At 58.0% G+C, this 11,511-nt stretch carries 6 protein-coding genes; all 6 read right to left on the bottom strand.

Going from position 1 to position 11,511, the window contains the following annotated elements; all coding sequences use genetic code 11:
* Positions 1-1,533: alpha-amylase family glycosyl hydrolase (locus R6U20_RS02370; protein WP_410336269.1), on the bottom strand; the 1,533-nt coding region annotated here is incomplete at its 3' end.
* Positions 1,534-1,793: 260 nt separating this feature from the next.
* A complete protein-coding gene (locus tag R6U20_RS02365; protein WP_410336268.1) occupies positions 1,794-3,191 on the bottom strand; it encodes a hypothetical protein in 1,398 nt (465 codons plus the stop codon).
* 124 nt (positions 3,192-3,315) lie between these two features.
* Positions 3,316-4,899, bottom strand: coding sequence for a RagB/SusD family nutrient uptake outer membrane protein (locus R6U20_RS02360; protein ID WP_410336267.1), 1,584 nt, complete (start codon positions 4,897-4,899; stop codon positions 3,316-3,318).
* Positions 4,900-4,989: 90 nt separating this feature from the next.
* Positions 4,990-7,896 (bottom strand): SusC/RagA family TonB-linked outer membrane protein, encoded by a 2,907-nt coding sequence (locus tag R6U20_RS02355; protein WP_410336266.1) that lies wholly within the window; start codon positions 7,894-7,896, stop codon positions 4,990-4,992.
* A 183-nt stretch (positions 7,897-8,079) separates the two neighbouring features.
* Positions 8,080-9,180: a LacI family DNA-binding transcriptional regulator gene (locus R6U20_RS02350; RefSeq protein ID WP_410336265.1), complete on the bottom strand. Its 1,101-nt coding sequence runs from the start codon at positions 9,178-9,180 to the stop codon at positions 8,080-8,082.
* A 510-nt stretch (positions 9,181-9,690) separates the two neighbouring features.
* Complete coding sequence (locus R6U20_RS02345; protein WP_410336264.1) at positions 9,691-11,175, bottom strand: L-serine ammonia-lyase; 1,485 nt, start codon at positions 11,173-11,175, stop codon at positions 9,691-9,693.
* Positions 11,176-11,511: the final 336 nt, after the last annotated feature.

Here is an 11,511-nt window from a genome sequence, read left to right as displayed (position 1 = left end):
CAGATGGTTGAACACGTTAAACGCATGACCCGGGCCGCGCAGCTCGTCTACGCCCACCTGAATGAGCGGCGAGCGGTCGGTCGCGTGGTTGTACACCACGTCCAGAATAACAGCAATGCCGCGCTGATGCGCTTCGTCTACGAACTGCTTGAAGTCTTCGGGCGGACCGTACGACTTGTCGAGCGCCAGGTGATGATTTGGGTTGTAGCCCCAGCTCAGGTTCCCATCGAAGTTCGAGACCGGCATCAGCTCGATGGCGTTCACGCCCAGGTTATCGAGGTAGCTGAGCGTATCGGTGAGGGTGCTGTACGTGCTTTCCTCCACAAAATCGCGCAGGAGCAGCTCATACACCACAAGCTCATCGGGGTCGGGCCGTTCGAACTCGCTGAAGTCAAACTCCGGCTGGGCGGGTTCCAGCACCGAGACCATGCCCTCGGTTTCGTCGTCAGGATACGGGATGAGATCCGGGTACGTGCTGTCTTCGATGAAGCTGTCTTCAGGCGAGAGCACCTTTGCCGAAAACGGATCGCTCATACGAATCTCACCATCCACGAGGTACTGAAAGCGATACTCTTGCCCAGGCTCCAGCCCGTCGATGGTGATCCACCAGTGCTCCTGCCCGCCCGACTCCTCGCCGTTCGGGTCGCGTGTCATCGCATAGTCGTTGCTGACGGTCCAGTCGTTGAAATCGCCGATCACGTACACGTGCTCTTTCCCGGGTCCGTACATCGAGAGGGTCACCGACGTGTCGCTGTTGTACGTGATGCCGTCTTCGATGCCAGAGGGGCGTGCCTCATCTGCCACTTCAGGGGCTACCACCACATCGAATCCCTCGGAAAGCTCTGTGCCACTGGTGCCGCGCGCCGATACTTCGAGCGTGCGCGTGCCCGAGCTGTTAAAGGTTAGAGGATACGACAGCGTGGTTTCGGTGGTGGAGGTTTGCTCCTCGCCATCGAGCGAGAGCGTCATCTCCTCCAGGTCCTCCCCCGACTCGACGGCTTCGGCTTCAATGGTGACAGTTTCGCCGTTATCCACAATGAGCGGATTCAGATCCGGCACCTGCGGATTCGTAATCGCCAGCGAGAGTGAAGCATCGGGGTCACCGAGTTCGACGATCAGATCGTCGGTCTGCGTTTCGCCGTCCGTATCCCGGAAGACGAAGTTCATTGTCTGGATGACCTCATCTTCGCCGAGGGTACAGCCGGTTTCGTTGTCGTTGTAATAGGCGCGGATGTCCTCGATGTCGAGCTCGTACTGGTCATCACCAACCTCTGTGAGACGCGTATCCGCACGTTCTCCAGAAAAATCGTCGGAGGTGGGCCAGTGGTTTTTGACACAGGTCCACTCCGGATCGCTCTGGTCGGTGGTTACGCCCGTGTGCGCATAGATGTCGCCGTTGAATCCAGCCAGGGGGGTATCCGACGCATCAAACTGCACCGTAACCGGGTTGTTAACCGTTGGCACAGCAGGGTCGGTGCTGATTTGCGCATACGCCCCCACAGCGGCCACGCCCCACAAGACAAGGACAAGCATGAAAGAGACAGCACGAGAAGTCGTAGACGACAGCATAGCGACAGGACGGGTCAATTGAAAAGGCCCAAGAACGTGATATTGGGATATATGGGGATGCAGAGCACAGCGCTCTGTCAACCGCTACCGCCGTCTATGCGGCATGGTTGTGTTCGGTGTAGTACTTGTTCCGCTCCGCAAAGAGTGCACGCAGCAGGCCTGGTACCTACCTGCTGCGCGCACGCTTCACCGGAGCCTACAAACGGAGGTATCCGCTTGAAGGGTTAGTTGCCGGTGGCGTCGATCCGGATGTCGTCAAGGAGGAAACCACTGCCTCCTCCTTCAACTTGAAAGCCCACGTTGGTGAGGCCATTCGCAATGGCACCAGGGTCCTCACCGAGGTCGCTGAGTGGGACTTCAACGTCTTGCCAACCCTCGCTTGCTTCGAACGAGAGCACCGGACCATTATCGAATCCAAATCCATCGTCATCACCCGCATCGGTTTCGAAGAAGACGCGCAAGTCGGTGGCTTCTTCAATGTTGCCGATTCGGAACTTCAGCACGCCTTCGCTCCCATTTGCAATGCGAATACCGTTTTGGTTGTACCCAAAGAAGTTCACGTTTGCAAGATCGCGGGCGCGGGCCCCCAATGCATTATCGGCCACCTGATCGGTGAAGCCGTAGCTGGCACCGCTGAACGTGATGTAGGCGTTGCCCGTCGTCTCAAAGTCGTTGATCTCGGCAATGGGCCCTTGCTCCGTACCCAGCATAAACTCGTCGACCTGGAAGGACACGTCGGCATCCGTAGACAGGCTTACGCTTTGCAGCGAGCCACTGCCTCCTGCGCGGGCTGCCACCGGATCGAAGTCTTCTCCAATCTGCGAGAAGCCAATGCCGTACTGGCGCCAGGCACTCGTTTCTGAGATCGGCACCTCAATGGTGTGCTCGGTGGTACCGCTGTCGGTTTCTTCGACGAAGGTGAGAGTCAGGTCGAACGACGAGTCGGGGGAGCGTACCAGGAACGTGAACAGATCCGCACCGGGTGCACTCACTGTGCTTTCCATGGTAACGGCTCCGCCTGCAACCGCGTCGATCTGCGCGGCATTTGCGCCGTTGGTGTTTTCTGACACCTGGTCGCTCTGCACCGTGACGTCACTTCCACCCTCAGTTGTTACCGGACGCTGCGACACGGGATTGTCTTCGCCTTCTTGATCGACAAATTCTGCCTCATAATCTTCAACGACAACGAATTCAGGCTGGAAGTCGCTTTGGATGATGAACGGGCTGATGGTAACGTCCACCTCCTCCTCGATCGTCTCGCCTTCACCCTGCGTGGTAATCGTGATTGTCTCTTCGGCTACCCCGCTCACTGAGCCGTCATAGCCTACGGTCCATTGGCGTTCGCCGCCCTGATTGGCCGAGCCTGACTCATCAGCCAGTTCGACAACGAGATCACCTGATCCTTGGGCGGTAGGTACTTCGTCGAGTCCTTGGTACGAAACCGAGAAATCTGCCTGACTGTCGGCATTAAGCAGCGTCAGGCTTACACTGCCAGGAAAGTCGATACTGGGCTGAATATCGACATCTTCAACGCTTGTGATTTCATCGTCGCACCCAACGAGCGCGATGCTTGCAACAAGCATCAGCGCCACGCCGAGCAATCGTGTGGCCAAATGGTTCATATCGGAGAGGGAGTACTGTGGAAAGTCAACGTGAAACGGTGGGAGGCTGGTAACGCTACTGGTGCCCAGGGCCTACACGCACCTTGCGTACAGGCAGGCCCTGAGCATCGTAGTGACGTATGTACTACTCAGCAGAAGAGTAGCCCGGGTTTTGCTCCAGCGTCGGGTTGGCGCGCAACTCCGAACCAGGCAGCGGGAAGAGCTTCCGGAAGTCTTCTGACGAGAAGTTCTCGCGCTGCGTCCATGGCCAGTCGAGGTCGGTGCCCGTAAACTGGTCGAAGCGGATCAGGTCGGTGCGGCGGTGGCCTTCCCAAAGCAACTCGCGGCTGCGCTCGTCGAGGATGAACTCGAGCGTGAGGTCATCGGCTGTAAGATCACTCGGCAAGCCAGCACGCTCTTGCAGCTCATTCACCAGCGAGGCGGCCCGGTTAAGATCGCCGGCGCCACGCACTGCTGCTTCAGCATACATGAGGTATGCGTCGGCCAGGCGGAAGACGGGATAGTCAACGTCTGAGTGCGTATTGTTCGGCCCTGGCTCGCCTTGCGAGGTTACGTTCTGATACTTCGGCACGATGTACCCACCACCTCCGCCAAAGTCAGCGATGTCGGTAATTTCCTTCGAGCGCCCCTCTTGGATGAACTGATCTCCCGCTGTATTCGGGAAAATCGGACGCGTGTCATCGGAATCATAACGGTTGGCTACAGCGCTGGTCGTGCGCAAGCCGAACCAGCCCGAGAGGCCAAAGTCGTCAGCCTGCCCGCCCAGCGCAGCGTTGCCGAGGAACGTGGTGCCGCCAAAGTGCTGCGTGCGCTCTCCATCATGCGGGATTGCGAAGATGAACTCTGGCGAGAACTCATTATCCGCGAGGAACTGGTTGTGGTATTCCTCCTCCAGGCTGTACGCCCCTGAGTCGATAATACGGGAGGTATACTCGGCGACATCGTTAGAGCGACTTTCGCCGATATAGACCTCTGCGTTCTGGTAGAGCTTGGCCAGTAGCATGTAGGCGGCTCCGCGGTCGGCCCGCCCGTATTCGGCATCGCCGATAGGCGGCAGCACTTCTTCGGTGTCACCGGCTTCACCCGTAATTGCGAGCAGCTCGTCCTCTACGAAGTTAAAGACCTCTTCGCGTGTGGCTTGCTCTGGAGGCTCGGCGCCGCGCTCAAACTCTTGGGTTACGAACGGAATGTTACCAAAGAGGTCAATGCCATGCCAGTAGCTAAGGGCACGCAGAAAGCGGGCCTCGGCACGGAACTGGGGCATTTCCTCTATCACTTGCTGGCTGTTTCCGCGTCCTTCAAGCAAGTCAGTCGTAGTTTGACGCAAGAACTCATTTGACTGCGACACCTGGAAGAAGATGCGGTCATACATGCCACGCACAAACTGGTTGTTTTCGTCCCAAGTGTGCGTATTCAGCAGCTCAATGCCGTCATCTTGCCAGGCGATAATGGCTTCGTCGGTTGGCAGTTGCTGCAAGCTCCAGTACATGCGCATGTACTGGGAGAAGCCTTCGTCAATGCCGCCGATGTCGCCGTTGCCAGCGGGTCCTTGCTGACCCGTAATGTTCAGGCCGCCGTACAGCTTCGCAAGGTAGGCTTCGTAAGAGCTATCATCGGTAAAGACGTTTTCGGCGCTTGCGTCGCTCTCTGGGTCAACGCCCACGTCGGTGCACCCGGCCAGCAGCACGGCTGTGGCCAGAGTTAGCATGAGAAGTAATCGGGAAGGAGTCTTCAATGCTCGATACATAATAATGGAGTCCGGTTGTGTGAGGGCATGCGTGTTAGAAGCAGATGCGCGTTAGAACTGCAGGTTCACGCCTGCAGTGAAGGAGCGGGAACGCGGATACAGGTTGTTATCAATACCGCCGTTCACTTCCGGGTCGGGGCCATCGTATCCCGTAATCGTAAGCAGATTGCTGGCCGTGCCATACACGCGCAGTTGATTGACGCCCGGAATCTGACGCACGGTGTAGCCCACTGATACGTTGTCAAGACGCAGGAACGAGGCGTCTTCCAGGTACAGGTCCGAGAAGTACTGCGGACGCGTGAAGCCGGTCTCGTTGTACGACGTGTGCAGGTTCGATGCAACCACGTCTGTCAGGCGCTGCAAGTGGCCAAAGTTCGACGCGTTGTTGTTGTACACGTCGTTGCCAATATGAGCGCGCAGCGAAATGCTGGCATCGAAGTTCTGGTACGCAAACTGCGATGTGTGGCCCAGCACCCAATCGGGACTGGTATTGCCCACCGGGCGGCGACTGTCGAGTTTATCTTGGAAGTCTTCACTTCCAGGCTCGAAGAAGATCGGATCGCCGTTTTCATCGTACTCCTGCTCGTACAGGAAGAACGTACCCAGCGACTCGCCCTCACGCAGAATCTGGACGTTGTTTCCGGTTCCGCCTGAGATGCCGCCTGTTTCGATCCCTTCAAAGTCCTCGTCATCCGAGATTTTGAGGATTTCGTTCTCATTGTAGGCAGCATTGAACTGTGCATCCCACGTAAAGTCTCCTTCCCGGAAGATGGACAGGTCAAGCGAGGTCTCTACGCCCTGGTTACGCACCTCCCCTATGTTAGTCAGCAGTTGGTTACTGAGGTTGGCTCCAGCTGCAACAGGAATGACACGCAGCAGGTCATCGGTGTCTTCGCGATACACTTCAACGGATCCCGAGAAGCGTTCATCGAAGAGGCCAAAGTTAATTCCTGCATTATAGGTCGTTTTCTCTTCCCACTTCAGGCCTTCATCAGCTGCACTGGGACGCAGCGTAGTAACGAAGCGGTTGCCAAACTGCACTTGCGACTGGGCATCACCCGGCGTGTAGAGCGGCTCAAAGCCGAAGTTACCAATCTCTTGGTTACCCGTAATTCCCCACGACAGGCGGAGGCGCAAGCTCGACAGGAAGTCAACATCATCCATAAACGATTCTTCGTCCACGCGCCAGCCCAAAGCAGCTGAGGGGAACGTACCCCATTGCTCCGCTGGACCAAAGCGCGAGGAGCCGTCGCGACGCACCGTAAAGGTGGCCAGGTAACGGTCGGCGTATGTGTAGTTGATGCGACCAAACCCTGAGATCAGGCGGTTCGGCACCACGTCTACGAAGGTTTCTGATTCAGAAGCCGGTCCGGTACTGCTCCCGCCGAAGATGTTATTGTCGAGCGCGAACGCAGTGAACTCAGGGAATTTAGAGATAAAGTCCTGATACGAGTATCCCGCCGTGATGTCGAAGCGGCTATCGATCTCATCAAACTCATTGTCGTACGTCAGGTACGCATCGAGCAGCGAGTTCGTACGCGTGAAGTTAGCACGTTCTACTGTTCCTGCATCTTCGCCCTGATCAGCCTCTTCCTTCAAGTTTGTCGGCGCAAAGAAGACTTGCTCACCTTCTTGCACATCATACCCTACGTTCAGGCGAGCACTCAAGCCTTCTACGAAGGGAAAGCGGTACTCAGCCTCAACATTACCGAGGCTGCGACGGGCTTGCCCTTCATTTTGGGAAAGCACCAACTGAGCCAGTGGGTTTCCCTCTGCCAGCGGTTGGTCGTCCCACTCAAAGAATCCGCCGAATGGGCTGTCTACGTCACGCACCGGCACCGTGGGATTGAAGCTGGCCGCGTTGCCGACCATGCCGCCGGGCTCAAAGTCATCCTGCGTTTGCGAACCGCGCAGGTTGGCTGTGATACTCAGCGCATCGTCCAAGAACTGCTGATTGTAGTTGAACGAGAGACTAATACGCTCGGTGCTGGAGCCTTGCAACGTACCCTCTTGATCGAGATAGCCAAGCGAGAGGCGGAAGTCGGAATCTTCATAGCCGCGCGCAAAGCTAAGCGAGTGCTCCTGGCTAAACGACTGCCGTTCTACCAGGTCTTGCCAGTCGGTATTCGTGCGTCCAAGCTGATCGATCGCCTGACTGGGCCCATCGTTGCGTACCACGTTGCGGTACTCCTCGGCCCCCATCATGCTTACGCGATCGTTGATCACCGAGGTTGAAACGGAACCGTCATAGGTAATGCGGCCTTCGTCTTCGCTCGCCTGCTTCGTCTCAATGAGAATGACACCGTTGCCACCACGCGACCCGTAAATGGCCGTCGCCGATGCATCTTTCAACACCGTCATGCTCTCAATGTCACTCGGATTTAGGAAGTTGAGCGGATTCCGCTGTGCACGGTTACCGCCGTTATCGATCGGCACCCCGTCAACCACATAAAGCGGATCGTTGCCCGCACTGAACGAGTTCTCGCCACGGATGCGAACCAGATTGCCGCCTCCGGGAGAGCCGTCGCCTGCACTAATCTGCACCCCAGCCACTTTGCCCGAAATTAAGTTTTCGGGGCTCACAGTAGGCGTTTGGCTGAAGTCTTCGGTACGCACGCTCTCTACAGCACCCGTCACATCGCGCTCTTCTTGCGTGCCGTACCCGATGACAACCACCTCATCAAGCTGCGCTTCGGAGGGGGCCAGGGCAATGTCGATGGTCGTGCGCCCATCAATTTCGACTTCCTGGGTTTCGTATCCGATAAAGGAAACGCGGAGCATCTCGGTCTCGGCCGAGACCTCCAGCGAGTACTCGCCGTCGGCGTTGGTGGACGTGCCGATGGGCTCATCGACAACCGTCACGTTGGCACCCGGTAAGGGCTCACCATTCGAAGCATCGGTCACCGTACCGCTGATCTCTTGCTGGTCCTGGGCCGAAGCCGTTCCAACCCATAGCACCAGGCAAGCGATCATCACTACGGACCGAAGATAGGGGTAGCGTCTACGTCGCATGAGACCGTGTTTGTTGTTAGACATACAAATACGTTGGGGTTTTGGGTAAAGTGGGAGCCGTGCAGGCTATGTAGTCGGCAGGCTGTTCATTTAGCTGTCAATTTCATGGGGGATGCTGCTTTCAAGTGTTCAGGGCGCAAGCGCTTCCTCCGAGTCGGCAGAGGCTGCCCGCCCGTTTGCCGAGCGGGATTCAGCGGCTCCGCAGGTGCTGCGCACCACAAGCTGCGGGGCTAACACCGTGCTCGATACCGGCTGATCTTTGTGCTCAATGTGGCGGAGCAGCGCCTCGGTGGCACGGCGCCCCATCGCTTCTGCAGGTTGACGCAGCGTCGTCAGTCCGGCAAAGCGGCTTAGGTCCGTATCATCGAACCCAACAATGGCAATGTCGCCTGGCACTGAGAGCCCCGCCTCTTCGACTGCGTCGAGCGCCCCCAGCGCCTGCATGTCCGATGCCGCAAACACAGCACCAGGACGTGGACGCTGATTCAAAAGCACTTGCATAGCCTGGTAGCCCCCTTTCTCAGCGAAGGCAAAAGGCAGCGCATCCGACGCCGCAATCAGCGCCTTGTCAACGGAGCGCCCGGCTTCGCGCAGGGCGCGCTCGTACCCTTCGCGGCGCTGCGTGGCGGGCGGCGGCTCGGGATCAGCGGTAATGTGGGCAATGCGCTCATACCCCAGGTCGATAAGGTGGCGCGTGGCGTCGTATCCACCGCGCTCGTTATCCACCGCAATCGACTCAATGTCGGGATGATGCGCATCCACCAAGATCGTGGCGCGCCCTACGTCTCTGATGCGGTCGGCCCACGACTCGTTGGGCGGGGTCGAAAGCAGCATTACGCCGTCACTACGCCCCGGCTGAATGGCGCTCTTCAAGCGCTTGTCGATGTCTTCCGGATGCGATGGCACGTGGATCATGAGGTCGTACTCGCGGTCGGCCAGCACATGCTGAATGCCGCGCATTACGTTCATGTAGAAGTAGTTGGCCACCACCGGCGCCACCACCGCAATATGGTTGGTGTGCTGCCGCGCCAGGTTCTGCGCCGAGGCGTGCGGCTGGTAGTTCAGCGCTTGAGCCGCCTCCAGCACCCGACTACGCGTAGCGGCGCTCACCTCTGCGGGCTTGTTTAGCACCCGCGACACGGTAGCCGTGGACACGTTCGCCCGCTCCGCAATGTCGTAGATTGTCGCCGCCACAGGAAGTCGGAAGGCTGGTGGTAATAGTTTCGTCATGTAAGCGCTTACATGTATAGGAAGCGCTTCGCACGATGTCAAGTGGGGTTCGCCACTTATTTCTGAAGCTGCTCTCTGGAGATGCGACGCACCAACTCTCTTCCGCGCAAATCTGCGCGTCACGAACTGATTAACTTTCGTCTCTAACAGTTATCTCTTTCTAAAATCGACATTCTACGGCGCTGAGGTGGGTTTTAGAACGCAAGATACGCTTCGCCTCTCTCTAAATGCACTCGTCCTTATTTGCTAAAATCTCTTGATCTTCCCTACTCTTCTTATATCTAACCATGGTGTTTTAACATTATCTTAATGTAATCGCTTACAAGAAGGTAGCGTCAAGATAGATATGCGATGTATCGCCTGTTTCGCTTGCTTTCGGTGTGCTTCGATATGGTTTCGGTACGAGATGTGCAACGCAACGGGAAAACGAGACCGCCTGCCGCCACGGCCTTTGAGAGCCTGTTTTGATTTTTTACTTTGGGCTCTGAATGTGCCGAACTCCCCACCTATTCAGCACTCCGTCACGTTCACGGGGATCTGCGCAGCAAGGCCGCCTTCGGAGGTCTCTTTATACTTGCTGTTCATGTCGCGCGCGGTCTCCCACATCGACTGGATGACGGTGTCGAGCGAGATTTTGGCGTGGGCCGGGTCGCTCTCCAGCGCAATGTTGCTGGCGGTGATCGCCTTGATCGCGCCCATGGAGTTGCGCTCAATGCAGGGCACCTGTACAAGTCCGCCGACCGGGTCGCAGGTCATGCCCAGGTGATGCTCCATGGCGATTTCGGCGGCCATGAGCGTCTGCTCCACGTCGCCGCCCGAGCACTCGGTGAGCGCGGCGCTGGCCATGGCCGAGGAGACGCCGATCTCGGCCTGACAGCCGCCCATCGCAGCAGAAATCGTAGCCCGCTGCTTGAACAGACTGCCAATCTGGGCAGCCGTCAAGAGGAACTGCGGTACGTCGGCTTCGCGGCCCTCGTTGAAGCAGAGGTGATACATGAGCACGGCGGGAATAACGCCTGCTGCGCCGTTGGTGGGGGCAGTAACCACGCGCCCAAACGAGGCATTTTCTTCGTTGACGGCAATCGCAAAGGCGCTCACCCACTTCAAGATCGTCTGGAAGCGGTCGTCGGCGGCGCGAATCGACCTCATCCAGCTGTCGGCATCGTCGTAGTCAGGCAGGTTGTGCGCATCCTGCAATGCCTTATGCATCCGCACGGCGCGGCGCGTCACCTGCAACCCGCCGGGCAGTTCGCCACCCGTGTGGCAGCCGCGATACATGCAGTTTTTCATGACGCGCCAGATCTGCATCAGGCGGGCGTCGATGGCATCGTCGGCGCGCCATACGCGCTCGTTGCGGCGCACGAGTTCAGAGACGCGGCAGCCGGTTTGGGCGCAGTGATGCAGCAGGTCTTCGCCCGTGCCACACGGATAGGGCAGCGTCACGTCGTCGGCACGGCTGCGGTTCTCGTCGGTTTCAGACTCGTGTACCACAAAGCCCCCACCCACCGAATAGTAGGTATCATCGGTGGTGGAGCCGTCCGCAAAGGTGGTGTGAATGGTGAGCGCGTTGGCATGGTACGGCTTGGTTTCGCTGCGCCGGAAGATGAGGTCGTCGTCGGGCACGAAGGGAATGGTGTGGCTGCCATTCAGCGTAATGCATCCGAGATCCCGAATCGCATCCACCCGTTTCTGCACCTGATCGACGGGAATCTGCTCGGGATCGTCGGCGCGCAGGCCCAGCAAGAGGGCCTTGTCGGTGCCGTGGCCCTTGCCGGTCTTGGCGAGCGAGCCGTAGAGCGTAATCGAGAGCGCCTCGACCTGCTCCAGGCGACCGGCATCGGCCAGCCCGCGCACATGCGTTGCACACGCCACCCACGGCCCCATGGTGTGGGAGCTGGAGGGCCCAATGCCAATCTTAAAGATGTCGAACGCGCTAATCGGCTCGGCCTGTTGAGCCGTGGCCGACGATTCTGGAGAGAGCGTAGTGCCGTTCATAATACATCAGTCGGTTTGGCGCAAAAGACACACGACGGGTGAGCGTACAGTCTAACCTCACCGAAAGCGCTTCCAGTCCTGTAGGATACGAACGCACGGGGCGCTCCGGGTTCCGGTTTCGTTATGGTTGTGTTGCTCGCGGCGTGAGATTGAAGCGCTGGGTTTGTGCTTATTGGTACAGGGGGATGCGAGCAGCCTTACGTTGCACCAATGTACCGATGCATCACACAACGGATGCAGCCTACGTGTGTGTTCTTGGTTGTGCCGAATGGCAACACCCGGCGCCTGCTCCATTGTTTTGTCGTGTATCCAACATCTGCTCGGACGCAGGAGCGT

Source organism: Longimonas sp., from assembly GCF_046498435.1.
Taxonomy (GTDB): domain Bacteria; phylum Bacteroidota; class Rhodothermia; order Rhodothermales; family Salinibacteraceae; genus Longimonas.
The sequence above is the reverse complement of the archived record's forward strand: the minus strand, read 5'-3'. Positions and strand labels throughout refer to the sequence as shown.

Excerpts from the sequence above, each read along its gene's own strand:
- R6U20_RS02365 (WP_410336268.1), bottom strand. The coding sequence starts at position 3,191 with ATGAACCATTTGGCCACACGATTGCTCGGCGTGGCGCTGATGCTTGTT.
- R6U20_RS02360 (WP_410336267.1), bottom strand. The coding sequence starts at position 4,899 with ATGCTAACTCTGGCCACAGCCGTGCTGCTGGCCGGGTGCACCGACGTG.
- R6U20_RS02350 (WP_410336265.1), bottom strand. The coding sequence starts at position 9,180 with ATGACGAAACTATTACCACCAGCCTTCCGACTTCCTGTGGCGGCGACA.
- R6U20_RS02345 (WP_410336264.1), bottom strand. The coding sequence starts at position 11,175 with ATGAACGGCACTACGCTCTCTCCAGAATCGTCGGCCACGGCTCAACAG.